Source organism: Vibrio sp. CB1-14 (genome assembly GCF_040412085.2).
GTDB classification, from domain to species: Bacteria; Pseudomonadota; Gammaproteobacteria; order Enterobacterales; family Vibrionaceae; genus Vibrio; species Vibrio chaetopteri.
On the sequence record NZ_CP115920.1, the window covers coordinates 1,720,041 to 1,744,716 of the forward strand.

The following is a 24,676-nucleotide window of genomic DNA, read 5'->3' on the forward strand; positions in this document are numbered from 1 at the left end:
CAAGGAAAGGAGTTAATGATGCTACACACCAGTGAAAGTACCTTACATCTTACTAGTCTCAGTGGCCGCGCTATTGAGCAGCTTGCACCAACATTTTCAACTCTACCTAATACTCAACATGCGGACGGACAATACCGTTTACGCCGCTATTCGGTTATACAGCACCTTGATGGCAAGATTGTCGATACGGGGTTGAGCAGCTTTGTACAGTCAGAGCACTACAATCACTTTCAAGGTGATGTAGTGAGGCAGTTTGAACCTGTTCTTGAATCGACGTTACAAAGTGATGCGATGGGCGAGCTAGTGTCTCTTTTTGCGGCGACGAATAGCTTGCCTAATGGACAAGAGATTGAGATTCACCAGATCCGTATCGCGGCGCTTTATGATGAAACCGAAGTCGCACCGGAAGGCGTGCACCAAGATGGGTTTGACCATATTGCTCTTGTGGGGGTAGGTCGTCAGAACATCAGTGGTGGTGAAATCATGCTCTACAACAATCATGATGAAGCGCCGTTTTTTAAGAAAGTACTTGTTGATGGTGAAGTGGCTATTTTAGACGACGCTCGTTTGTGGCATAACGCCAAGCCTATTCGTTGTGTCGATGAGCAAAGCGAAGGTTACATGGATGTATTTGTATTAACCGCAAAGGGAGCAAAACATGCACTTCACTCCTGATGAAGCGCGCCGTCAGTTCGCGGCTTTAAGCCAAATGCACAACGATAAGCCGGTCGTATTTTTGGACGGGCCGGGTGGCTCACAAGTGCCTCAGAGTGTGCTGAGTGCGATGAATGAGTATCTCGGTGCTTACAACTCTAATCTAGGTGGTCACTATTTTTCTAGCCAGCGCACTGTGGAGTTGGTGGGGCTTGCCAGAGATTGTGGCCGTGATCTTTTAAACGCGCCAAGTGCCGACAATATTGTATTTGGCGCCAATATGACATCGCTGACATTTCAATTGAGTCGTGCGATTGCCAGAGATTGGCAGCAGGGTGATGAAGTGATTGTGACGGCGCTCGATCATTATTCTAATGTGTCCAGCTGGCAGCAAGCTGCGGAAGATCGAGGCGCCGTTGTTAAGCAAGTAAAGGTAAATACTCAGGATTGCTCGGTCGATTTAGAGCACTTTGAATCTTTGCTATCAGATAAAACCAAGTTGGTAGCTGTAACCTATGCCTCAAACACAACAGGTACGATTACCGATATCAAGCGCATTGTTGAGTTGGCGAAGCAATACGATGCGGCGGTTTATGTAGATGCTGTGCATTACGCGCCTCACAGCCTTATTGATGTACAAGCGTTAGGCTGTGACTTTTTGGCTTGCTCAGCTTACAAATTCTTTGGTCCACATTTGGGAGTGGCTTACATCAGCTCTGATTGGCTGCAGACGCTGAGACCTTATAAAGTTGAACCGGCAACAGATATCGGTCCCGGAAGGTTTGAAACGGGTACGCAGAGTTTTGAAGCGCTAGCAGGCTTTATAGCTGCAGTTGATTATTTGGCATCTTGGGGCGAGGGAGCATCACTTCGTGAGCAGTTAATGGATGCGTTTGAATCCCTTGGTAAGCATGAGGAGCTATTGAGCCGCTATTTTTTAAAGCGGTTGTCTCAAGCCAAAGGTCTTACTCTCTATGGCAGTCAAGATATCAGCCATGCAGTGAGAACGCCAACTTTTGCATTGCGTTCCGACAAATATACGCCAGAGCAACTTGCGAGAGCGCTTGGTGAACAGAATATCTGCGTCTGGAATGGTCACTTTTATGCCCTAGGCCTTGTTAGACAATTAGATCTAGAAGATAAAGGGGGTGTGTTGAGAGTCGGCTTTATGCACTACAACACCTTAGAAGAAGTCGATCACTTCTTTGATGCACTTGAAAGTCTATAAATACCTCTAGAAAAACAGCCCGCTAAATGCGGGCTGTTTGATTTGAGCAAGGCTGTTAGGCGTCGGTGTTCACTTCTACTTCATAAGAAGTGAACTTGCGAATGTTAATCACACCAGTATCTAGAATGAGATACTGACCTTTAATGCCTTGAAGAACGCCGCTGACAACTGGCTCTTTATCAAAGTTATGTGAAGTGATTTTCGTTGGATGTTGCTCAACTTGGTAGCTCAGTGGCGTGATAGCTTCGTCAAGGATTTCGATAGCATCATCACCATATTGAGCGCGAATTTCGTCAATCTTATCCGCTACCAATGGCAGTAGTTGCTGAGCACGCTCAACTAGATCAATAGGCTCTCCATCTTGTTTCAGCAGCGTACGCCAGTTGGTTTTATCTGCGATGTGTTTAGCCAGTTCAACTTCAATCAATCCAGAGATGTGGCGCGTTTTTACTTTAAGAATAGGTAAACCTTGGGTAGCACCTTGGTCAATCCAGCGTGTTGGGATTTGCGTATGACGGGTAATACCCACTTTGAGGCTCGATGTGTTGGATAGGTAAACAAAGTGGTCAACCATACAGTTCGCTTCACCCCACTCAGGCTCGCGACATGTCCCCGCATCGTAATGGCAGGTTTCTGGTTTCATGATACACATGTCGCAGCTGGCAAGCTTTTTCATACACACAAAGCAATGACCTTGCGAATAGCTTTTTTTGGTCTTCTTGCCACAAGATGAACAAAAGATGTTGCCCGTATGGGTTAGGGTAATAGATTTTCCCATCAGAGGCGTCAGTGCGATTTCTTCATCGCCAACCGGAAGGCGGTACTGAACCGTTGAGTCGAGGGAAGCGCGCATTTTTGATAGCGTTCCCGAGGCTAATAGTGACATGACATTACTCTTTTCGTTGTTTTGGTCAGTTTAACAAAAGAGAGTCTGTGGGTCTTTGTAAACATTAACAAAATGGTGTGTGCCAGTAGGTGGTAGCGTGTCCTTTGTCTTTTGCGCAGTACATCGCTTGGTCGGCAACCTTGATAAGCTCCTTAGCGTTAGTGGAAGATTCTGGGTACACAGCGACACCAATACTTAATGACAGGTCATAATTAGAGAGCTTTTCCGACCGCACTAGACTATGAGTAGATTGATGGAGTTTACTGCAAATAGAGTGAATCACGTCCAACTGTTTAAGGTTGGATAGTACGACGATGAATTCATCTCCCCCATAGCGACAAACAAGATCACTTGAACGTAGGTTTTTAGAAAGTAGCTGTGCAACCCCTTTGAGGAATATGTCCCCCACATCATGCCCTTCGCTGTCATTTAACTGCTTGAAGTTGTTGATGTCGATAAACAGCACAGCGAAGTGAAGTTGATTTACTCGATGGTGCTTGACTTCACTTTCAAGTTTTTCATAAAAATCTTTCCTGTTGGGAAGGTTGGTTAGGTCATCAAGACGAGCCATTTCTTGAAACTTCTGTTCGGAATTCTTCAACTTCACATAGTGGGCGTTCAAGTTACTTTGTAGGTAATTGAGAGCGCGTGCTAAATCGCCAATTTCATCCTGAGCATCGTATTTATATGGTGTGCTTTTTTCGAGGGTAATACGCTTTGCAAACTGAGCTATGTTAGTTAATGGAATAGTGATAAAGCGAAACAGAGAGAAGGAGAGGATACTGACAATAGCGATTAAGGATAAGGAGGAGAGTCCCAGTGCTTTTGCCGTTTTGTCCATCCACATTCCACCAATAGTGTCTATTTGTTGTAGTCCGAGAATGTATTCAGTTGACGTGTTGTGAATCTTAAATATTGCAGGCAAGAAGTATGCGTACTGAAGTCGCTCGCTATCTGCGTCATTATCTATTTCAAAAAAGGTGGCTTGATTCTGTTCGATAGTCGGTTTGGCTTCAGGGTGATCGATTTGCAGCTTTTCGATTTTCCCTTTTACAAAAGCAAATTGCTTTTCACTGTTAGGGTGCAACAAGTAGCTACCATCGGTATTGGCAATGGTCAGCATGGTAGGGTTGGAAAGTAGTTGTGTGGCACCTTTAAGTAGCCTCTCTATATCGATGGCAATGAGAAGTGACAGGCCTTGGTCGTTGTTTTTCATCAACGGATAAACAATGAAAATGAATGGTTTAGGATCTGGGTAGGAAATTCGATCGTAGTGAGTGGTAACTGACGACACATAGACCGACCCTTTAGCTGCTGCAGTGGCCTCGATAAACACCGGTATGTGCGATAGAGAGTTAAGCTGACTGCTGTTTACCCGCACAACGTTTCCCGTATTGTCTCGTTCAACGCGAACCAGTTCTTTAGCGATAGGCATGCGGCTAACGATCGAAATACTGGAAAAACTTGGGTTGTGATTGAGAAAAGGGTGCACCGTAGTGGCGAGTTGTGCAGCGCCGGAATTGGTTTTTACTTGTTCTCGAACGAGAGAAACGAGCGTTTCGTTGGCGCGCTCTATGTCTTTCAGTTTTTCTTGCAAAGAGCGATACGCAATGTTGGTACTTTGTGCCATCCTCTCTTCAATATTTTTGATGAGTAATGTTTGTGAGCCTTGATAGCTAAGCCAGGCTATGGCAAAGAAAAATACCAACAGAGAACCGGTTAAAGCGAAACTTATTTTCGTGGAGAGTCTCATGGAGTGAACCTCTCTATATGTTTTAGCACTGTAGAAAGGGACTTTCCGCTATAGACTGCATTCCACATAGCTTCGCGCTTACTTCCTGATTCTACAGGTGACAGCCATATGAGCTTCTCCTGGCTTGTTTGTTGAGAGAATTGCCCCAAGGAGCTTTGCAGACCGTGCCGATCAATCAAACTACGCTGAACCCAGGGCTCCAAGAGAAAGTCTATCCAAAGGTGAGCAAGGTCAGTGTGAGCAGAGTCGGCGAGAATTGCCCAACAATCTACCCATGCAAGAGCCCCCTCATCGGGAATAATGTAGCCGACATTCGCCCCACTTTTACGTAACGCATTGAGTTGCTGGTGCCCATAATTGGCAAACATAAGTGATAGCTCAAACTTGTTGAAAAGCTCCGTTGCTTCATTGACTGAGTCGTAGAAGGTCAGTGCATTTTCTCGAAGCGTTATCAATTGTTCGGCAATTTGTTTGTCATGTTGACTTGGGATCTGAAAAGGATCTGGCAACCCAAGGGCGATAGCAGCGAGACTGACATTATGCGTACCACCATCATATCCCAGGACTTTATTCTGATATATCTGAGACCATAGAGCGCGCCAGGTTCTTGGTGGCTGGTCAACGCGATCTTTACTATAAATTAAGCCCATAGAAGAGAAAGTATAGGGAATGCCGTAAACATCGCTGCTGTATGAAGTTTCTGGGTTACTTGAGAGAGGCGTGAACTGGTCACTGAGCCACTTTAGGTTGCTTATCTTACTGGTATTTATGGGGTCTACTTTCAACAGTTTTATGTAGCGTCTTAATTCTGCTGAGTTTAGGGCTACTACATCATATTGTTTATTTGAATCTTCGATATGATTGCGCAATTCTCGGTCATTATTTATGTAAGTAATTTCCACATCAATACGATGTTTTGTTTTAAACGCAGTTACCACATTCTGGTCTGTATATCCGTGCCATGATAAAACTTTCAATGTGTTTTTTGAATATACATTTGGTGAAATGGTTATTGATATGCACAACAATAGTGCAACTAATAAGGTTTTCATTGAGTACCTACAGCAAAACAACAGATTCCATATAGTTTTTAGACCAATGTAACTTTAGCCGAAAGTACTAAAGAAAAAATAAACTATGGTTTGTTAATATACTTGTCATTAATGGGATTTACATCACAAACCACGGCATTTGTGTGGCATGAATCTCTTAAAATATGCAATAGGTGTGCAACCTGTCTCGAAAGTTGGAATCGGTATGATGTATGTGGCCGGGTGGTACATATATAAAATAATTCGTAAGCATTAGTGACTAATATTAACTGGTAATTTATAAATCTTCTTTTTGTATGTGTGTGGTTTGTATTTTTACCGGCTAGGGTTCTCTATGTTTACTAAAGATAAAATAAAAACATCAGGATACTCAGATGTAAATAAACGAGTCGTTATGTTTATTATCATAATGTCACTCGTTGTAAATGTACTTTTTCTAGTTATTCCTCTGTTCTCAATGCAAGTTTTTGACAGAGTATTATCTTCTGAAAGTCGAGAAACATTGCTTATGCTAGCGATATTTGCTTTGTTTCTGTTGTCAATGCAAGCAATGTTAGACTGGATTAGAGGCCAAATAATGCTGCGTTACGGTTATCGCGTTAATCAGCAATCTTCCGATTTTGCGTTTAGCCTATCAATGTTGCAGTCACAGAGTTCAAATGGAGTCCATAGCCAGCCCTTGAGCGATTTGGTGAAGGTGAAAGACACCATTACATCTCCCGGTATCTTTGCATTATTTGACGCACCCTTTGCCCCTATTTTTCTTGCGGTGATGTATTTAATGCATCCACTTTTAGGCCATTTTGCCCTAGCTGGTGCTGGCGTTTTATTCGCTATCTCAATTGCCAGTATCATCATCACTAAGCGTTTACAGCGCCACTTAAGTCAGCATGGTTCTACCTTTAATTCTTTGACGTCGGATTGGCTTAAGAACGCAGAAATTGTTCAAGCATTGGGAATGAACAGTAACCTTATCGCCAAGTGGCAAAAAGAGTCCATTAACCCTACCGTGGACAAAGCGAACGCAGACAGAGTATCGAGAGGGATCCTTGCACTGGCAAAGTACATTCGTATGCTGCTTCAAATTGGCGTTCTTTGTTTGTCTGTAGTGCTGGTCTTAGATAATGAAGTCGGGGCGGGCGTGTTAATTGCCGCTTCAATGATTATGAGTCGCGTGCTGGCGCCCGTAGAGCAAGCGATACATAACTGGCAGGGCTGGCTCGAGGGATGGAAAGCCCATAAACGACTTCGCAAAGCGTTCCTTGAACAAAGCGAAGATCTCGTAGAACTGCCTAAAATCAAAGGGAAAATTCAGTTTGAAAAGGTCGAGCTCGGTCATCAAGGCACAGAAAAGCCACTACTTGAAAATCTGACATTCACCATACCTGAAGGTGAGTGTGTGGCGATTGTCGGTGGCAGTGGTGTCGGTAAGTCGACGTTGGCCAAAGCCATTTTGGGGATTGTGAAACCTGTTAATGGTGATGTCAGGATTGATGGCGCGACGCTCAATCAACGGGATGTATCAGAGCTTGGGTGGCAAATCGGTTATGTCTCTCAAAATAGTCAATTGCTTTCAGGGACAATCGCGCAAAACATCAGTCGATTTGATGTGAATGCAGAGGCAAAGGACATTGTGGATGCGGCAAAGCTAGCCAGCGTACACGAAATGATTCTCTCTCTCCCTAATGGCTACCAAACCTTGGTGGGCAGTTTAGGGGTGCAGCTATCGGGTGGACAGCAGCAACGTATTGCTCTCGCTCGTGCGCTCTATACCAAGCCATCTTTGCTCATCCTTGATGAACCGGATACTAATTTAGATCACAGCGGCCAAGCCGCATTAGTGGCTCTGCTCGCCCATACACGTCTTCAAAGGATCACCACGATCGTGATCTCTCACCGTATGTCTGTGATTCAGCACTCCAGCCTTTGTATGGTTTTGGGAGGGAACCAACTCCAGCAGTACGGTAAAACACAGGAGGTGCTGAATTTGCCTGCGAAATCTACCCAAATGGGGAGTGTCTCATGATACTGAAACATACCGAATCGTCGCGCACGTTTAACTTATCGCTCAGAGGCTTTGTTCTTTTCGGTTGGGCTGTGCTGCTCGTTTGTGTGGTAGGAAGTGGCTATTGGAGTTACCAAGCCCCACTTAGCTCGGCCTCCCTTGCTCCAGGGAAACTCGTGACCGAATTGGAAAACCAAGAAGTCCAGCACCACACCGGTGGCGTGGTGGAAACGCTACTTGTCAAAGAGGGGCAGAGTGTTGAAAAGGGCGACTTATTGTTGGTGCTGTCTGATCCGTTATTGGTCAGTCAAATGGAGCAGTTGAATCAGCGCAAGTTTATTGTTCAAGCCAGACTCGCGAGAGTCGAAGCCGAGCTTTCTGGTGAGCCCATCAGCTGGAGTAGCAATCAAAGCTTAACGCCGATTCAGGCTCAAATTCAGCGCGATCAAGAGTCATTGTTAAGTCAAAACCGAATGATTTTGAAAGAGCAAATTGCGTCTATTTATCAACAAATCACCCAGTCAGAAAACGATAGCGACAGCTACAAAGCTTGGCTATCCAGCGACAAGCAATCACTGACATTATTGAACGAAGAGATTGAAGCAAACTCGGCACTGCTTGAGAAGGGCTATGTATCTAAAGTGGCGTTTTTAGAGCTAAAGCGTGAGCACTCAAGCTTAAAAGCGCGCATTGCCGAACATCGCACTCGCATTAAGCACGCGCAAAGTAAAATCACTGAATTAGGCTCAGAGCTTGATGCAATGAAAATCGATTTCAGACGCACGGCGCAGCAAAAAAAGCAGGAGTTGGTTGCAGAAGAACAGTCAGTACTAAAGCAGCTCAAAGCCTCTAACACGCTGAATGACCGTATTGAAGTTCGGGCACCAGTGAGTGGTGAAGTGATCAACTTAACCATCCACACCCAAGGCGGCGTCATCGCCCCTGCCAACACAATACTAGAAATTGTGCCAAACAATACGCGGGTGGTGGCGAGCGTCAACATTCAACCCAAAGATATCGAATCGGTGTATGAGGGGTTATCGGCCAATATCCGATTAACGTCATACAGCTTTCGACAAGTCCCAGCGGTCTCAGGTGAGCTCATACACCTCTCTGCGGACAGCATCGTCGATGAGCGGCTAGGTGGTCATTTCTATCAAGGAAAGATAGCCCTCGATGCAACGGAGCTTCTCGATCTTGGCTTAGATCTCAAACCGGGTATGCCGGTAGAAGCGCAAATTGTACTAGAGGAACGCACAGTTCTCGATTATCTCCTCTCTCCATTGATTCAAAGCATGGAGAAGGGGATGAGAGAGATATAGAGCAACGTTGGAAAAGGACAATATTATGGATGTCATAAAATTAGGCGATGGTGAACAAATAGAGACGTATACAGGCAACGATAGTGTATATGTGAGAGGTCAAAAAGGTGCAGACACGATTACTGGCGGTGCAGGTAACGATGTGATCGAAGGAAACCAGGGTAATGATGAACTGAATGGAGGTGCGGGTGACGATATCCTATTTGGCGGTGTGGGTAACGATGAGCTTACTGGTGGAGAAGGAGAAGATACCTTTGCTATGCGCATTACTCATGGTGGTGTGAACACCATCAAGGATTTTGAGGTTGGTACTGATAGTTTGCAGTTTTTAGTGGATCGCAAACACTTTGTTCTTTCCAACGACTTAGCGCGAAATGATAAACATGAGGGTAGGGTTGACGAAAAGCTTGACGGAAAGCTAGAAGGCTTGAATACCAAGTTTTTTGGGGGTGAGTTAAACCTTCAACAAGCCGAGGGTGAAAGTGAAGAGACTTTTGGCTTTGAGAATGCAAATACGTTCGTTGAAAAAGCATTGGGCGAAAAGCTAACCATTAGCCTTGATAGTAATGGTACCTTGGTTCTTACCTTTTTTGAAGGCAACAAAGGTACAACGATCAACTTGGAAGGTCTTGGTGATAATGCACTAATCAAAAGCATTATGGGTGATAAAACTGCACTAGACCCAACTGATAAAGCTGATGCTTTGATGATAGACAATATTGTTGGGGTGCTGACCGGCGACATCCCTGTCTTTGAAGGTTCAGCTGCTGACTACAGCTTTCAAACTTATGGATATATCAGGGTTGTAGATTCAGTCGATGGTCGAGATGGTGAATCGAAAGTCTACATTGAGAACGGACAGAAGATTCAGTTCGGAGATGACATTTATACATGGCAACGTGGTCACAATGCTGGTGATAACATGACAGCAATATCAAATGATGGCACGTTGATGGTTGGTATGCATGGTGTTGACAAATTGATTGGCGGGGATGGTGCCGATGTTTTGATCGGTGACAATGGTACCCACTTTCATTATAAGGGTAGTGGTGACGAATTAAGCGGCGGTGATGGTAACGACATCCTTATTGGTGGGGCTGGAAACGACATACTAGATGGCGGCTTAGGTGAAGATACCGCGGTATTTAGTGGCTCAATCCTAGAGTACAGAGTGGATAAAAATTTCATCAGGGATTTAATCTCCGATCGAGATGGAACTGATCAGCTGATAGATAGTTCGGTAGAAAAAGTATCATTTTCGGAAGGGACTTACACATTGATTACTGGTCATAATGCTCAAGACGGACACCCAGGCAATGTGAACAAAATGACTGCAGAGGATCAGGTTGATACTTTGTTAGTCGGCGATGGTGGCCATGACATACTTACTGGTGGATCGGGTAGCGACGTACTATTTGGTGACACTGGTGTAAATGGAGGTTCTGGAAATGACACTCTCAATGGTGGCGCTGGAAACGATCTTCTAGTTGGTGGTGGAGGAAATGACATACTAGACGGTGGTATAGGTGAAGATACGGCAGTATTTAGTGGCTCAATCCTAGAGTACAGGGTGGATAAAAATTATATCAAGGATTCAATCTCCAATCGAGATGGAACTGATCAGCTGATAGATAGTTCGGTAGAAAAAGTTTCATTTTCGGAAGGGACTTACACATTGATTACTGGTCATAATGCTCAAGACGGACACCCAGGCAATGTGAACAAAATGACAGCAGAGGATCAGGTTGATACTTTGTTAGTTGGCGATGGTGGCCATGACATACTTACTGGTGGTTCGGGTAGCGACGTACTATTTGGTGACACTGGTGTAAATGGCGGAACTGGAAATGACATACTCAATGGTGGCGCTGGAAACGATCTTCTAGTTGGTGGCGGAGGGAACGACATCATTGATGGCGGCGAGGGGGAAGATACCGTAATTTATAATGACGCGAGCATCACTAAAATAACTAAGGCCGATGATGTTTATACTATTGAGACGAATGAGGGCACCGATACAGTCGTAGGTGTTGAGTTGATAAAGATAGGGGATGATGACTCTATAAGTCTTGTATCTTATTATGACGAATTCATCACTAGTTAATCATTTGTAGAGAAATGACATCGACACAATAGACCATATATTTCGTGTTTCACTCAAGCGAGGGCTATTTTTTAGCTCTCGCTTTTTTATAAACCCACCCCAAAAGTCAACGCTCCCATTTTCAGCAGGCGAGGGAAGTCATACAATCCAAATTTACCTATTGCTAATGTTCAAGCGCCAAGCTAGTTTTGTTGATGGTATTGTCAAAGACTTGTGGTGTTGTTGAGTCGGTTTTATGAAGTTTTCGGTAAAGTTATTGTTGTCACTTATCCTCGTGACTTTGGTAGTGATCAGCAGCTATCGACTTTGGGGTGATCAAAAACGGCTTGTAGTATTGAGTGACAAATTTGGTTTTTTTGCGACTAATGATCAGTTCCAAGGTGGCGCGAGTCTATCTTCGCTAAGTCAGTTGGATCAAGGCGTTCAGCTCGATTGCACATTAAAGAAAAGCGATTACGCATGGCCTTATTGTGGCGTCTCTGTGCACTTTAACTCAGACCCACAGCATGGGTTAGATCTTTCTGATTATCATACACTTGAACTTGATATCGATTACGATATTCCTCCTAATAACGACCGCTCTCTTCGAGTCTATTTTCGCAATTACAATCCTATCTACTCTAATACACAAGATGAGTACACCCACAAATATAACGGCGTCACGCTACAGGCTGATGCAGGGAAAATGATCATTCCATTGCGTAATTTCCAAGTCATGACTTGGTGGGTGGTAGACAACAAAATTCCTATCGCGCACGCAGCGCCTGAGTTTACTAATATCAACAAGTTTGAACTGGCTACTGGGTCAAACTCCACGCTAGGTGAACACTCGATCAAACTTCATAGTATTACGTTGGTCGGCCGCTATATGTCTGGTGAGACACTGTTTCTTTTAATGCTGGTGGTTTGGGTTATTGTTGCTGTGTTTGCGTTACTATGGGAACTGCGAAACTATCAGCTTGATATGGAACGCGAGAAACGCAGAGCCAGTTACTTGTCCCAAGTTAATCAACGCTTAGAAAGCGAGAACATTAAGTTCTCTGAGTTAGCGCACCGTGATGAGTTGACGGGGATTCGTAATCGTCATGCCGTCCGTGCTTGGCTGGAAAGGCAGCAGCTGCAAATTCAGGCCTCGTCGATTGGTGTACTGTTTATCGATATCGACTATTTTAAGCGTATCAATGACACCTACGGTCATGGTATCGGCGACGATGTGCTGCGCGAGTTTGCGATGGTGCTTTCTGATCTCGTAGGTAGCAATGACAAAGTAGTGCGCTGGGGCGGCGAAGAGTTTGTGGTATTTTGCCAGCAAAAATCACAACGCGAACTGGTGAAGATGGCAGAGCAGATACGTCACTATGTTCACGCGCATTTATGGGTGCACGGTGACGAGATGAGTTGCAGCATTGGAGTGGCGTTGGGACAAAATCATCAGGTTTATGAGACCATCAATTTTGCCGACGATATGCTTTATGAGGCGAAACGGCAGGGACGAAATTGTGTTAGAGCGATTAATATTAGCGTTTGATTGTGCTTGAACATGGACTACTCACACTGCCCGGTAAAAAAATAACGAATAATCTGCAGAGAAGAAGCGAAAAATTGTCAGTGATGGCATATGGTTACGATAGGTATATCAAATTAGTACTTTGATTTTCAGCTAAGTTAAGGCTTCAAAACTAGGGATCATCTTGTCAACAGTAAAATGACGGTATTCCTAGTGGCCGGGTTTTAGTAGGATGTGCCGCCCAAATCTAGATAGCACTATGACAATAATTATGAGGTTCTAGGTAATGCAGACACGTCTACGGTGGTTCGGCTCTTTACCAATGCTGGTGTTACTTGGATGCAGCGGTAATATTCCCCCCAATGAGCGACAAACAGCTCGCGATGAGATAGATGCTACTTCCGGTCAAATTGTTAGCAAATTGAGTGATGAGTACAGTGAAATTCCCACTTTAGTTAATAACGCATACGGTTATGCCGCCATCAGCATGTCGGGAGTCAAAGTACCGGTTGTTGGAGGAGGGACGGGTATAGGGGCTATCTACAATAACCGCGATGGTAGCGTAACCTATATTGACGTGGATCGTTACGATGTTGGTGCAGGTTTAGCACTGGGCAATAATGAAGCCTTACTTATTTTCGATGATAAGCAGTCGCTAGAATCTTATCGAGCCGGTGTGTGGCGGTTTTCTATAGGTGCGGATGTGAGCTTCGGAGAGAGTAGTACTCATGTCAGTTCCACGATAGTGGGTGATGATGACGTTCCCATCTATTTAATCACAACATCTGGTGCGTCAGCGATAGGCAGCGTGCGAGTGGTATCAAGTTCTGTGAACTATGATTTAACAGAAACGGGAGTCGGGGACATTGGTATCGCCAATAGAGACTTAAATACCGATGCTCCAGCGAAGGGGGCAAAGAAGTGGGATAGAGCGCTGCCGTTTTATGCTCAACAGGTGATAGATAGAGGGTATTCTCTCCCAAAACCTTACGGAATCAGTATTATTTACACCGATACTTTTCAGTATATGGATATAACTGACCTCAACGTTGGCATTAATGGCTCTCAGAAGTACCCAATAGAGTTTGTTTCGTTTGATAATAATAGCAACAATACTCAATCACCTCAGCTTAAGCTCGATGCTTGGCTATTTCCATTTATGAATGTATTTGGTGCGGTGGGGAAAATCAGTGGCACGGCTGATATAGGAATTAAGTTCAGTGGCAACGACCTTATTGATCAAATGGAAGCGAACTGCAGCCTACCGCCACTACAAAGACCGAAAGTATGCTTGTTAAGGGATGCGGAAGCCGAGTTTGTCGCGCCAGCACAACTTGAAGGGAATAACTACACTCTCGGAACTGTTTTGGCAACGGGATGGAATGACTATTTCGTTACTCTGCCAATTTCATTTACCTACGCCGATATGAGAAAAAACGACGCAGAAGGATTGATTCTCAACGTTTCACCTCGTGTGGGTAAAGTGATCCCTACTGTGGGGTCGCAATCTGTGGCGGTATATGCCGGTGCAACATATCTCGATAGCACGCTAACTCTGACAGGCACCTACACCTTTAATGGGGTTGGTATCGACTACAAGGTGAAACAAAGTAATACCGATAAGTGGGCTGGCCTTGTTGGTGCGAATTACAACTTTAATCGTGATTGGTCTTTGATGATGGAATACGGCTGGAAAAGTGATAGGAAACGTCAGTTTGTTTCTGCATTGAATCGACGTTTTTAGTCGCTACTTTCATCAGTACACGATGAGGAAATAACATGAAACTCCAACGCTTATTGCTTTTAGCTGCTTTGGTGATCGTTAGTGGATGCACATCCTTAAGCGAGCAGCAAAAGATAGCTGAGCGAAATGAGCTTGATACGGTTGCTCAAACCACCATATCAGAACTACTAAAACAAGAACCACACCTACAAACACAAATGGATGAAGCGTTGGCCTACGGCGTAGCAAACATGAAGGTATCTAAAATACCTGTAGTGGGTGTCGGCGGTGGGGAAGGCGTATTAGTGATAAAGGGCGACGAACCTCGTGTCTATTTTACAGTTCAGCGACTCGACTTTGGCGCTGGCTGGGGTGCGCGTTCTTATAAGGTGTTGATACTTATGAATACGCAAGAGTTGGTGGCTGATTGGAAGGATGGTGAGTGGTATTTTGACATTGGTGCAGAGGCCTCTGCTGGCAGCGCTGCTGCACAAGGCACTTCAGGTGATTTGAATCCTGAGTTCACTTTACATGTGCTATCCGATGGCGGGGCATCAGCGACAGTCACTGCAAGGGTGATTCGCGTTACAGTCAATAAATCGCTTACGGAGCCATTACCGTGAGCGAGAGTATCTTGGATGATTGAAACTCTATTGTTCCAAGTTATCTCGCGGCTCTATCTTGTCTGGCTCAATGGATTCTTGTAGCGGAGTACTTTCAGGTTCTGGTGCTGTCACAATCGGCTCTTTAGGGCCAAGAAAGCGCGGCTGAGTGTGCATGACATACAAGTCGAGCAGCGCTTTAGTCCTTGCAAACACTTCTCGTAATCTTACCGAATACCCTGACTTAGAGACGGGGCCTGCGACCGCTAGGCATTGTGCATTAATGTCATAATACTGAGCGATAAACAGAGCGCGTTCACAATGGAACTTTTGCGTGATGATCAAAAAAGTTATCTGTATCGAAAATTTCTTTGGCACGAACGATAGAATCTAGAGTGCGAAATCCGGCGTAGTCGAGATGAATCGCAGGCTCAGGTACATTTGCTCTGAGCAGATCCCGCTTCATTGTCCATGGCTCGTTGTAGGAGCGGTGGGCGTTGTCGCCGCTGAGCAGAAAGTGCGACACCTTGCCTTCGTCGTAAAGTTCGATAGCTGCATTAATGCGATGAGCATAGTACTCATTGAGTGTTCGGCCTAGATATTTGCTTGTGCCTAGCACCACGGCTACTTGAACATTGTCTATCTCAGAAATAGAGGTAAGCAGTTGGTCTTTTGCTCGCCAACTGATCCAGCGGTCAATAGCGACCACAGCTACAACGACAGCAAGCAAAGCGACAACGAGTAGGCGTGCACTGCGTTTCAACAATGAAACTAGCGCACCACGTTGCCACATTTCCTTATCAAATTTAAAGGTCACTAAATCTGTCGATTCCTTTGAGCCCAAATGCCGATACCTATAAAGCTTAAAACCACAATGGAAAACATCAAACCCGGGTCGATGTTACTAAGTGCATTCTTTAACACTGGCGTGGCTTTAATGATGATCAATCCATAACCAAATGCGTTAAGAAGTATAAAACAGACTGTTCGAATTACGAAATTAGTATCACGTAATGCGTTACGCATCAAACGATTAATGTCGGCGCCGAGCACGACTAGCGTGCAAGCGACTAAAGCGGTGGCGATTTCAAGAAGGTAAGGTGAAATAAACTGTCCGCCAGGCGCAAACATATCAAACATAACTAGGGTTCCTCTTCGTGTTCTAAGCGCTTCATTAGACAAAAAGGCTCTTGATAACAAGAGCCTTTGTGTGACATTGATTCCGGTTAGAACGCCGAGCGCTTATATTTGCGATACACAGGCTGCCAGAAGTTCTCTTCAATGGCTTTGAGTAGTGTCTCGTCAGTGCATTCTTTCGCGACACCTTGCTCAATCGCTTTCTTAGCAACAGCGTAAGCAATACGTTTTGATACCAAATGGATCTCTTCTAGAGGTGGCAATAGCTGACCAGAGCCTTTTTGTGCCAGTGGCGAGCATTCAGCAAGTGCACGGCTTGATTCCATCAGCATCTCATCGGTAACGCGAGACGCTTGTGCGGCCAATACGCCAAGACCTATGCCTGGGAAAATGTAGCTGTTGTTACATTGCGCGATTGGGTAGGTTTTACCCTCGACAACCACTGGGTCAAACGGGCTACCCGTTGCCACCAACGCTTGGCCTTGAGTCCAACGCAGAATATCGTTTGGTGTCGCTTCAACACGGCTTGTTGGGTTCGAAAGTGGGAACACGATTGGACGCTCGCAGTGCTGGTGCATCTCTTGGATGATCTCTTTGCTAAACAGACCAGGTGCACCAGAAACGCCGATAAGAACGGTTGGCTTTGCGTTCTTAATCACATCATGCAGTGAGAAGCCAGAGTTATCTGATTCCCAGTTTTGCGTGTGGCTGTGCTTTTGCACCAAACGCTGCTGGAAGTCGAGTAGGTTTGGCATGCCTTCTTGCAGCAGACCCCAACGGTCTACCATGAAGACCTGTGAGCGAGCCTGTTCATCACTGATACCTTCAGACACCATTTGTGCGACGATAGCTTCTGCAATGCCACAGCCAGCAGAACCAGCGCCTAAGAAAGTGATGCGCTGCTCAGAGAGTTTGTTGCCTGCTGCCTTACATGCCGCTAGAAGTGAGCCAACGGTAACGGCTGCCGTACCTTGAATATCATCGTTAAAACAGCAGATACGGTCTTTATAGCGCTCAAGAAGCGGCATCGCATTTTTCTGTGCAAAGTCTTCAAACTGAACGAGGGCATCAGGCCAGCGACGCTGAACAGCTTGGATAAAGTCTTCAACAAATGCACGGTACTCATCACCGGTAATACGTGGGTGACGCCAGCCCATGTACATAGGGTCAGCAAGACGCTGTGGGTTGTTGGTGCCCACATCAAGAACGATAGGTAGTGTGTAAGCCGGGCTGATACCACCACAAGCGGTATAGAGAGCCAGTTTACCGATAGGAATACCCATACCACCGATACCTTGGTCGCCTAGACCAAGAATACGCTCACCATCAGTCACGACGATAACTTTTACGTTGTGGTTACGAGCGTTGTTTAGCAGATCGTCAATGCGATCACGATTTGGATACGAGATAAATAGACCACGACCACGGCGATAAATGTTAGAGAAGTTCTCACACGCTGCACCAACCGTTGGTGTATAGATAATCGGCATCATCTCAGAAATGTGATTTTGAACTAAACGATAAAAAAGGGTTTCGTTCGTGTCTTGGATGTTACGCAGGTAAATGTGCTTATCCATGTCATTGTCAAAGCTGGTGTACTGCTTGTAAGCACGATCCACTTGCTCTTGAATGGTTTCAGTGGTTTCTGGAAGTAGGCCTTCTAGGTTGAAGGACATTCTTTCTTCTGAGGTGAAAGCACTGCCTTTATTAAGCAATGGTGTACTAAGCAGTGCAGGGCCTGCGTAAGGAATATAGAGTGGTCGTTTGTTGTTGTTCATTAGGTTACCTGATATGGGAACAGTCATTCGGGAAGTAGGAACAATTAGGGCGCTAATTTAACACATTTAGGGTAGGTTAGCGAAGTGCAAATGTTAACTAATTGTAGAATTTATCAAGGAAAAATCGGATGCTCAGTGCGACTGTCACTGCAACTGTAGCTTGGTTCAGGGTATACTCGGCACACCCATGAGAAACTGCTGACATATCCATGATCTTACCTATCGACGCCATCGAACACGACGTTAAAAATACACTCACTCATTCACACCTAATTGTTGAAGCAGAGACAGGCTCCGGCAAGTCAACCAGACTACCCATTTGGGCGATGGAGCAGGGCAGAGTGCTGGTGGTTGAACCCAGACGTATTGCTTGTACCTCGTTGGCAGAGTTTGTCGCCGAGTCTCTAGGCGACCGCGTTGGTAAAAAGGTCGGGTATGCCATCAAGTTGGAAAACCGATATTGTGATGAGTCGAATATCGTATTTGTGACACCAGGTGTAGCGCTGCGCTGGTATGCCGACAATCAGCTGACGGATTTTTCCGTGGTCGTGGTGGATGAGTTTCATGAACGCCGCTGGGATACTGATCTGTTGGTTGCTTTGCTCAAGCAAAAGCAAAGTCATCGCACCATTATCACTTCGGCAACCATTGAAGGTGAAAAACTGGCGAGCTATTTCGATGCCACAAGACTGGTTGCGAGCGGCCGTGTTTACAATGTCGATGTGGTGCATCGCCGAGAGGACAGTCGCCAACTTCCAGATAGTCGTTATCTTGATAGTCGAATCAAACAAGAACTTGAGCTGCGGCTGGATGACACCGAGGGTGACGTGTTGGTATTTCTTCCTGGCAGAAAAGAGATCCAACAAGTACAAACTGCACTGATTTCCTTAGCAGAAAGCCGTGATTTGATGGTGACTCCACTTCATGCCTCGGTGAGTGATGAACAAAGAGCGCGAGCCATGACCGTACAGTCAAAACGAAAAGTCGTGCTCGCGACTAATGTGGCGGAAACATCGCTCACTATCCCCAACATTTCATTAGTCATTGACTCAGGACTTGAGCGTCGCAACGTTCAGCGTAACGGCCAAACGACGCTGATGCTTACGCACATATCCAAAGCCAGTGCGGCGCAGCGCTGCGGTCGTGCTGGGCGGGTGATGAATGGCGTATGTGTTCGTCTCTATGGAGAACATGCGGCGCTTGAGGCTGTGACGCCACCAGAGTTGCAGCGTGAGTCTATCGTTGAGCCAATGCTTGCTGCCGCAGTGTGTGGCCATGAGCTCGACGCTTTGTCTTTCATTGACAATATTCCGGATAAATCTTTGGTCAGTGCCAAGGCACAGCTTTTCGAGTTCGGAGCTATCGACCAAGAAGGTATTACAGAGCACGGTTTAAAGCTCGCCCCTCTGCCTATTGACGCCATCTATGCCGACTTGGTGACTAAGATGCCGACAAGGGCATTGAAAGAAGTGATGATAGACCTGACCGCAGCGATTTGTACCACAGGTAAGTTATATCAATTAACCAGTAACGAAGAAGCTTTGGAGCGGTTAGACCAAGAGGAAAAATATGGCTGTGATGCTGAGCTGATGGTTGGCTTGGTTCGAGGGCATCAATATTCTGGGGTAACAGTAGAGCCAGATGCGCTTCGAGAAGCGCAGGGGCTTGCAGAGCAAATGCGCGCCGCGTTCGAACTGCCTTCATTGGAGGTCGCTTCTCGTTACAACAGAAATCAGTGGTTGGCAGAGATGATTAAAGCCAACTCAAACTTAGTGTTTGTACGCCGTGAACGAAGGCGTGATGCGTTTGGTAATGGTCATATAGAAGTGTTACTTGGACGTGCGAGTCGGTTAAAACACCAATCTGAGGCGGCGCTGGTGCTTTCTACCCACTCTTTACCGGGGAGAGGTGTAAAGCAAACCATGACTTTAGGTACCTTGATGGTACCGGTGGAGCTAAACTTACTGCGTGAACAGGGCGTTGGTGAATGGGTGAATGGTGATACTGAGCAGACGAAGCAAGGATTGGTGAGTCACCAATACCTTGTATACGCTGGGCGTAAAATTGGTCATCGTACTGGTCAGCCACAAGGTGAGGCGGCGCTTGAAGTGATCAGTAAAGCGATAGTTGAAGGAAAGTTATACTCGGGGCTTGCTGAAAAAATCGGTAAGCAGATGCAGCACTTTCAGCTCTATTGTGATTTGGGGCTTGCTGACACCACCTTCGAGAAGCCCATTCAAAACCCTGAACAAAACTCAGCAGATGATTTAACTCAATGGTTTTATCATCTGCTTGTTGAGCTGGGCGTTGAAAGCCAAGACGATCTTGAGTTAATCGATGCCTCCGACTTTGTGTTTGACGGCATTCCTGAGTGGGAGTACCAAGATTTTGCTGATAAGTATCCACTAGAGGTTCAGCTCAGTGGCCTAACACTTACCGTGCAGTATTTTGGCAAAGGCAAGCTGGTGGAAGTCAGCTATTCATCGGGCTCTCGAAAAGAGGATCCTAAACGCAAAGAATTGCCGGCATGGTCTGGTTGGCGAGTGAAATATCGCAAAGCCAGCCGAGTGCTGGATTTACGCTAAATGCTTCGCGCTTCGAAATAAAACAGCATACGCATCGGTAGAATACACAACAAGTTACACAACAGAGTTCTGTTTGATGAGTGTATGTTCAAGAGATGTTGCGAGATAGGTTTTTATATCACTTTTGTGGGCATAAAAAGGCTATAAAAGACCGTTTTTATATATCCTATTGCTATATAAGCGAGTATGAATGATAGTGATTAGGTAGCATTCTGCAATCGGGAGTGAAGATGTGTGATGATAAAAAATCGCCAGTGGAGTTTGATTACACCAGTTTTCTCGGCGAGTCGTGCAGTAAAAAATGGACTTTCCTCGAAGCTATTGCTTCGGTGGCTCCAGTGTTTGGTGAAGCTTGGAAGGAGACAACCAAACAAGACAGCGATCCAGACAGTCGTCTATGGCAAATAGCGTTGCAGTCTCTTTCTAGCCGCCGTAGTGATGAATCTAATTTGGTGTCGTTGATCCGTATCGCAAGGGATGAGCATATCGAGCGTTTGCAAGTGATCATGCCGTACTCGCTAGAACCAGATCAAATCACCAAGATACAAAGCAAGGCTAATGCCGTGATCACCACGTTGCCAGATGACGATGTGTTGATTGCAGAAATTCAAGCCTAGTTTTTTCAGGCATAGCTTTTCGCTAGACGCATATTAGAAGAGGGGAGCCATTGGCTCCCCTCTTTGTTTTTCAATTCTGACTGTACTTAATCGGCGATTAAGTCGTACTCAGCGCGAAGAATATCAATGATTTCTTGTTTTGGATTCTCACTCAATGTGATTGGGCGTCCAGTAATTTTCTCTGCAATACCCGTGTATGTGCGAGAAACGTCCATCAATGCTTCTAGTGGTAGTGCGTTGTCTTTTGCCAATGCTTCACGCTCTGGCATGCGCTCTTTGTTTAGTAGAATGTCTGGATCAGGGAAGTGGTTAAGTAGGAACTGGCGGAAACCTTCTTTTGAATTTTCCACAATCTCACCTTGTTGGTAAGCCTTAGTGTCCCAAATGCGCGATGAATCTGGCGTACCGACTTCATCCATGTAGATGAGCTTTTCGTTGCCTTTTGAATCTGTCACATAGCCAAATTCAAACTTGGTATCAACAAACGTTTGGTCAATAGCTTCAAGGGCATGGCTAATCACACCAAAGCCGTCTTTAAGCAGTTTTTCATAGCTGTCGATATCGTTAGCGCTTGAGAAATTAAACGCTTCGAAGTTGTCGCTGATGTTTTGACGCGTGATGTTCACATCATCCGCTTCTGGCACACCTGGAATGCCGTGCAAAATGCCTTTTGTAGATGGCGTGATGAGGATTTCATCCAGTTTAGAGTCTTTCTCTAACCCTTCTGACAAGGTAATGCCGCAGAATTCACGTTCGCCTTTTTCATACGCACGCCACATTGAGCCAGTGATATATTGACGGCAGATAGCTTCAATCATTACCGGTTTGGCTTTTTGAACGATCCAAACGAATGGGTGTGGAATATCAAGAATATGGCTGTCAGCGAGTCCGTTGTCTTTGAACAGTTGGAACCAGTGGTTAGAGATCGCATTAAGCGCAGCGCCTTTACCAGGAACGCCGCGAAGATCGCCTTCACCGTGCCAAATACAATCAAACGCAGAAATGCGGTCACTGATAACCATAATGGCTAGTGGGGCATCTTCTGCCACATCGTAGCCTTTTTGTTTGATTAGGCGGCGGCTATCTTCTTCAGTCAACCAATAGACAGAACGCACTTTGCCACTGTGAACAGGCTTATCAGTGCGGATTGGGAGATCGTCGTTTACGGCTAGAACTTGATCAGCAAGACTCATGGAGACATTCCTATCTGGTTTACGTCGCGATACTGGGCGACAACAAGTGGAAGAGTGGAATCACTCATAATTGCCACGCATCATACCAGAACTGTTTGATCCTGCCAGAGAAAAAGCAAACGTTTGCGCAATTAGTTATCAAACTAACGTTAATCGATGAAAAAGTACTCTTTGATAAGGGAAAGGCTTTACGTAACAGAGTGGTAATAAGTGACGTTCTAGAGAGCTAAGTACAAGAAGACTAAGATAAACAAGAACGATGAGCGATAGTCCATCGTCCGGCACCTAAGTAGCAGTGAATAAGAGGCAGTGAATTCTTAGATGCGGGACGATGAATCCAAGAATTAGTGCAGGTAATGCTCACCAGAGAGGAAAATCACCTCACATTGATGGCCTAGCGCCAATGCATTTAAAGTGGCTTGCTGCTGAGTAGTGAATGAGCCATTAGCGATGATGGCGCAGGCATTACCAGAGCGAATGGCTTTTTCTACTACCTGATACTGGTTGAGACTTGCCGATGGCTTCATTTGTACCATGTGATTGCCAAGCTTATGAAAATGCAGAACTTGGCTAGTAGAAGGGCGAGGGCATTCTGCTGTTAACAAAATCCACTGAGGTCTAGATGTTAATTGAGACAACTTTTCAAGGATCTCATCCTGGATCCCACGTTGTGCAGCCGCACTGTCAAATGAGGTGTATGAGCGTGAAACATTGTATCTAGACTGCATTGAATTGTTGATTAACATAACCCTGTTCCTTTATACATGTTGTATGTATATACAGTAGTTTTTTGTAGGGTAAAGATCAAGCACTTTCTGAGCGCTAATTCTTCAATTGAATTTAAGTATTTGTTTTTATTTGGATTTATTTTCTACAGAATAGCAGGTTTGGTAATGGTTTCCTGTTATCCAGTACTAGCCAAAAAACACTGTATAAACTACCTGTATAAAAACACGGCTCATTGTGAATAGAAGCTAGGGCAATACAATCGAAACTAGGATAAGAAAGGAGTCGAGAGCCTTTGAGCGCGTAGCATTTGGGAGGCGGAAACTAAAACGCCTCTGAGGGCAGAGGCGCATTGCGGTTATTGCTGAGCGTTTGCTCGATTTCTAAATTCGATTTCTGCTTGGTTGAACTGTCTGACGTCCATGATGGCGAAACTCAAACACTTTTCACATGAATGATGGTGTTTGCCATCAATGTACTCGTGCTTGGTGACAAAGCTAGGTGCATGGCACCAATCGCAGATATCTTGTTTGGTGAATGTATACATGTTTACTCCCCACCCTTATATGTACGTTAGTACGGAGTTGTACTCGGTACGGGTGTTATTTTCGGGGCTTATTATGACACAAAAACAAGGCTTTTGTTAAATTAATGTTTCAGAAAAAGAGTGCTTAGACGTTTTTGGTTATATTTTAGACATTTTTAATAGCTTTAGTGCCTAGACTGAAGGTTGGCAGTCAGTGTATTTAAAGCGAGGTTAAGCTGCTTCATTTCTTCTTCACTGCCCTGAGCATCAGGATGATAGACGCGGCTCAGTTGTTTGTAGCGAGTTTTTAGCTGTTTCGCGTTCAAGGGCTGGTTCGGCTCAAGTCCAAAGCGCAAATAGGCGTCTCTAAGAGGGGATGTAGGTTGCGCAGTAGGCGGAGCCGTGCGCAGTTGATCGTTGGCGAGTTTGAGTTGGCGCTGCAGTTGCTGAATATAAAGCTGCTGTTTGGTAAGTTGGCTTTGCAACTGGTCTGTATGGTTCCGATGATTAGTGCTGTGCGTTTGCTTTTGTTCAAGCGTCTGAGCTTGGCGCTGTCTATAAAATAGTAGAGCGAGCAATGCTGCGATGATGAATAGATAAACCAGATGTAACCAGCTGCTGAATCCGGAATCACCTTCTTGCGATGTTGCAGTATTAGTAGAGTTGGTATTTTTCTGGTTTGCTTGCTCTTGCTGTTTAAGTGCTTCGATTTGCCGCAATTGCTGTGCATTGTATTGTGCCTGCAAAGCCTCTTCGTAGGCATTTTGGTAGCTATCAGAGGCATCTTTAGCAAGTGAGTACCAAAGTACGGCTTGGTCTTCGTCTGCAATCGCAGGTGAACCTTGCTGGTAGAGTTTAGCGACTTTCCCCAGTGCGGTTACATCACCGTTTACCGCCAGCTTAGTATAAAGCAGTAACGCTTTGGCGGGATTGGCTTGTACGCCTCGACCAAACTCCAATGCTTGTGCGTAATTGAAGGTCGCTGCAACGTGATTGTTTTCACTGGCTTGCTGATACCAATACGTGGCTTTACCAAGATCGCGTTTGACTCCTTCACCCGTTTCATAAGCGAGTCCCAACTGATACTGAGCATCGGCGTTGTTGAGTGTGGCCTGTTGTTCAAGGTGAGTTTGCTGTTCAAGGTGAGAAAGCGAAGACCACGCCGGAGCGGAAAACCAAGCACAGGAAAGCAGCACATAACATACAACGTTAAGTAAGCGTCTTGGCATCAAAGATACACTCCGGGTAGGCGCGAGCATGAAGGTCGCGCTAGTGAAA

19 protein-coding genes and 1 pseudogene are annotated in these 24,676 nt (G+C 45.3%); 10 read left to right on the top strand and 10 right to left on the bottom strand.

What is annotated here, in order from left to right:
* The first annotated feature begins 18 nt into the window (after positions 1 to 18).
* Both PG915_RS07760 and PG915_RS07765 read left to right on the top strand, forming a co-directional pair.
* Positions 19 to 675: a 2OG-Fe dioxygenase family protein gene (locus PG915_RS07760; protein WP_353498682.1), complete on the top strand. Its 657-nt coding sequence runs from the start codon at positions 19 to 21 to the stop codon at positions 673 to 675.
* A complete protein-coding gene (locus tag PG915_RS07765; RefSeq protein ID WP_353498605.1) occupies positions 659 to 1,882 on the top strand; it encodes a cysteine desulfurase-like protein in 1,224 nt (407 codons plus the stop codon). Before PG915_RS07760 ends, PG915_RS07765 begins: the two co-directional genes overlap by 17 nt.
* Before the next feature lie 55 nt (positions 1,883 to 1,937).
* Here the strand turns inward: PG915_RS07765 and PG915_RS07770 are convergent, their stop codons facing one another.
* From PG915_RS07770 to PG915_RS07780, 3 genes are all read right to left on the bottom strand, one after another.
* Positions 1,938 to 2,768 carry a DUF2797 domain-containing protein gene (locus PG915_RS07770; RefSeq protein ID WP_353498606.1) on the bottom strand — a complete coding sequence of 277 codons (831 nt, stop codon included), beginning with the start codon at positions 2,766 to 2,768 and terminating at the stop codon, positions 1,938 to 1,940.
* 64 nt (positions 2,769 to 2,832) lie between these two features.
* Positions 2,833 to 4,398: a diguanylate cyclase domain-containing protein gene (locus PG915_RS07775; RefSeq protein ID WP_353498607.1), complete on the bottom strand. Its 1,566-nt coding sequence runs from the start codon at positions 4,396 to 4,398 to the stop codon at positions 2,833 to 2,835.
* 119 nt (positions 4,399 to 4,517) lie between these two features.
* Positions 4,518 to 5,573 (bottom strand): extracellular solute-binding protein, encoded by a 1,056-nt coding sequence (locus tag PG915_RS07780; protein WP_353498608.1) that lies wholly within the window; start codon positions 5,571 to 5,573, stop codon positions 4,518 to 4,520.
* Between the two features lie 334 nt (positions 5,574 to 5,907).
* Here PG915_RS07780 and PG915_RS07785 point away from each other — a divergent pair, with 334 nt between their 5' ends.
* The 6 genes from PG915_RS07785 (at position 5,908) to PG915_RS07810 (ending at position 14,857) form a co-directional block, all read left to right on the top strand.
* Entirely contained in the window at positions 5,908 to 7,599 is a 1,692-nt protein-coding gene (locus PG915_RS07785) for a type I secretion system permease/ATPase (protein WP_353498609.1), read from the top strand.
* On the top strand, positions 7,596 to 8,900 hold the full coding sequence (locus PG915_RS07790; protein WP_353498610.1) for an HlyD family type I secretion periplasmic adaptor subunit: 1,305 nt from the start codon (positions 7,596 to 7,598) through the stop codon (positions 8,898 to 8,900). The genes PG915_RS07785 and PG915_RS07790 overlap by 4 nt, the downstream gene beginning before the upstream one ends.
* 7 nt (positions 8,901 to 8,907) lie before the next feature.
* A complete protein-coding gene (locus PG915_RS07795; protein WP_353498611.1) occupies positions 8,908 to 11,004 on the top strand; it encodes a calcium-binding protein in 2,097 nt (698 codons plus the stop codon).
* Positions 11,005 to 11,239: 235 nt separating this feature from the next.
* Positions 11,240 to 12,532: a GGDEF domain-containing protein gene (locus PG915_RS07800; protein WP_353498612.1), complete on the top strand. Its 1,293-nt coding sequence runs from the start codon at positions 11,240 to 11,242 to the stop codon at positions 12,530 to 12,532.
* A 265-nt stretch (positions 12,533 to 12,797) separates the two neighbouring features.
* Positions 12,798 to 14,255, top strand: a complete 1,458-nt coding sequence (locus PG915_RS07805; RefSeq protein ID WP_353498613.1) for a hypothetical protein — start codon at positions 12,798 to 12,800, stop codon at positions 14,253 to 14,255.
* 35 nt (positions 14,256 to 14,290) lie between these two features.
* Complete coding sequence (locus PG915_RS07810) at positions 14,291 to 14,857, top strand: hypothetical protein (RefSeq protein WP_353498614.1); 567 nt, start codon at positions 14,291 to 14,293, stop codon at positions 14,855 to 14,857.
* Between the two features lie 27 nt (positions 14,858 to 14,884).
* Here the strand turns inward: PG915_RS07810 and PG915_RS07815 are convergent.
* From PG915_RS07815 to PG915_RS07825, 3 genes and pseudogenes are all read right to left on the bottom strand, one after another.
* Positions 14,885 to 15,629, bottom strand: a pseudogene (locus tag PG915_RS07815) (SanA/YdcF family protein).
* 23 nt (positions 15,630 to 15,652) lie between these two features.
* Positions 15,653 to 15,976, bottom strand: a complete 324-nt coding sequence (locus PG915_RS07820; RefSeq protein WP_353498615.1) for a DUF3392 domain-containing protein — start codon at positions 15,974 to 15,976, stop codon at positions 15,653 to 15,655.
* 86 nt (positions 15,977 to 16,062) lie between these two features.
* Complete coding sequence (locus PG915_RS07825) at positions 16,063 to 17,751, bottom strand: NAD-dependent malic enzyme (protein ID WP_353498616.1); 1,689 nt, start codon at positions 17,749 to 17,751, stop codon at positions 16,063 to 16,065.
* A gap of 209 nt (positions 17,752 to 17,960) precedes the next feature.
* Here PG915_RS07825 and PG915_RS07830 point away from each other — a divergent pair, with 209 nt between their 5' ends.
* Positions 17,961 to 20,336, top strand: a complete 2,376-nt coding sequence (locus PG915_RS07830) for a helicase-related protein (protein ID WP_353498617.1) — start codon at positions 17,961 to 17,963, stop codon at positions 20,334 to 20,336.
* A gap of 230 nt (positions 20,337 to 20,566) precedes the next feature.
* Positions 20,567 to 20,953: a transporter gene (locus PG915_RS07835; RefSeq protein WP_353498618.1), complete on the top strand. Its 387-nt coding sequence runs from the start codon at positions 20,567 to 20,569 to the stop codon at positions 20,951 to 20,953.
* Positions 20,954 to 21,039: 86 nt separating this feature from the next.
* Here PG915_RS07835 and PG915_RS07840 read toward each other — a convergent pair whose 3' ends face one another.
* The 4 genes from PG915_RS07840 to PG915_RS07855 all read right to left on the bottom strand — a co-directional run bounded on the left by PG915_RS07840 (position 21,040) and on the right by PG915_RS07855 (position 24,627).
* Positions 21,040 to 22,146: a phosphoribosylaminoimidazolesuccinocarboxamide synthase gene (locus tag PG915_RS07840; RefSeq protein ID WP_353498619.1), complete on the bottom strand. Its 1,107-nt coding sequence runs from the start codon at positions 22,144 to 22,146 to the stop codon at positions 21,040 to 21,042.
* 344 nt (positions 22,147 to 22,490) lie between these two features.
* Positions 22,491 to 22,892 carry a hypothetical protein gene (locus PG915_RS07845; protein WP_353498620.1) on the bottom strand — a complete coding sequence of 134 codons (402 nt, stop codon included), beginning with the start codon at positions 22,890 to 22,892 and terminating at the stop codon, positions 22,491 to 22,493.
* A 338-nt stretch (positions 22,893 to 23,230) separates the two neighbouring features.
* Positions 23,231 to 23,419, bottom strand: coding sequence for a hypothetical protein (locus PG915_RS07850; protein ID WP_042498447.1), 189 nt, complete (start codon positions 23,417 to 23,419; stop codon positions 23,231 to 23,233).
* A 164-nt stretch (positions 23,420 to 23,583) separates the two neighbouring features.
* Positions 23,584 to 24,627 carry a J domain-containing protein gene (locus PG915_RS07855; RefSeq protein WP_353498621.1) on the bottom strand — a complete coding sequence of 348 codons (1,044 nt, stop codon included), beginning with the start codon at positions 24,625 to 24,627 and terminating at the stop codon, positions 23,584 to 23,586.
* Positions 24,628 to 24,676: the final 49 nt, after the last annotated feature.

Bases quoted from the DNA above. Each gene is read 5' to 3' on its own strand.
- PG915_RS07760 (WP_353498682.1), top strand. From the start codon at position 19: ATGCTACACACCAGTGAAAGTACCTTACATCTTACTAGTCTCAGTGGC.
- PG915_RS07765 (WP_353498605.1), top strand. From the start codon at position 659: ATGCACTTCACTCCTGATGAAGCGCGCCGTCAGTTCGCGGCTTTAAGC.
- PG915_RS07770 (WP_353498606.1), bottom strand. From the start codon at position 2,768: ATGTCACTATTAGCCTCGGGAACGCTATCAAAAATGCGCGCTTCCCTC.
- PG915_RS07775 (WP_353498607.1), bottom strand. From the start codon at position 4,398: ATGGCACAAAGTACCAACATTGCGTATCGCTCTTTGCAAGAAAAACTG.
- PG915_RS07780 (WP_353498608.1), bottom strand. From the start codon at position 5,573: ATGAAAACCTTATTAGTTGCACTATTGTTGTGCATATCAATAACCATT.
- PG915_RS07785 (WP_353498609.1), top strand. From the start codon at position 5,908: ATGTTTACTAAAGATAAAATAAAAACATCAGGATACTCAGATGTAAAT.
- PG915_RS07790 (WP_353498610.1), top strand. From the start codon at position 7,596: ATGATACTGAAACATACCGAATCGTCGCGCACGTTTAACTTATCGCTC.
- PG915_RS07800 (WP_353498612.1), top strand. From the start codon at position 11,240: ATGAAGTTTTCGGTAAAGTTATTGTTGTCACTTATCCTCGTGACTTTG.
- PG915_RS07805 (WP_353498613.1), top strand. From the start codon at position 12,798: ATGCAGACACGTCTACGGTGGTTCGGCTCTTTACCAATGCTGGTGTTA.
- PG915_RS07810 (WP_353498614.1), top strand. From the start codon at position 14,291: ATGAAACTCCAACGCTTATTGCTTTTAGCTGCTTTGGTGATCGTTAGT.
- PG915_RS07820 (WP_353498615.1), bottom strand. From the start codon at position 15,976: ATGTTTGATATGTTTGCGCCTGGCGGACAGTTTATTTCACCTTACCTT.
- PG915_RS07825 (WP_353498616.1), bottom strand. From the start codon at position 17,751: ATGAACAACAACAAACGACCACTCTATATTCCTTACGCAGGCCCTGCA.
- PG915_RS07830 (WP_353498617.1), top strand. From the start codon at position 17,961: ATGATCTTACCTATCGACGCCATCGAACACGACGTTAAAAATACACTC.
- PG915_RS07835 (WP_353498618.1), top strand. From the start codon at position 20,567: ATGTGTGATGATAAAAAATCGCCAGTGGAGTTTGATTACACCAGTTTT.
- PG915_RS07840 (WP_353498619.1), bottom strand. From the start codon at position 22,146: ATGAGTCTTGCTGATCAAGTTCTAGCCGTAAACGACGATCTCCCAATC.
- PG915_RS07845 (WP_353498620.1), bottom strand. From the start codon at position 22,892: ATGTTAATCAACAATTCAATGCAGTCTAGATACAATGTTTCACGCTCA.
- PG915_RS07850 (WP_042498447.1), bottom strand. From the start codon at position 23,419: ATGTATACATTCACCAAACAAGATATCTGCGATTGGTGCCATGCACCT.
- PG915_RS07855 (WP_353498621.1), bottom strand. From the start codon at position 24,627: ATGCCAAGACGCTTACTTAACGTTGTATGTTATGTGCTGCTTTCCTGT.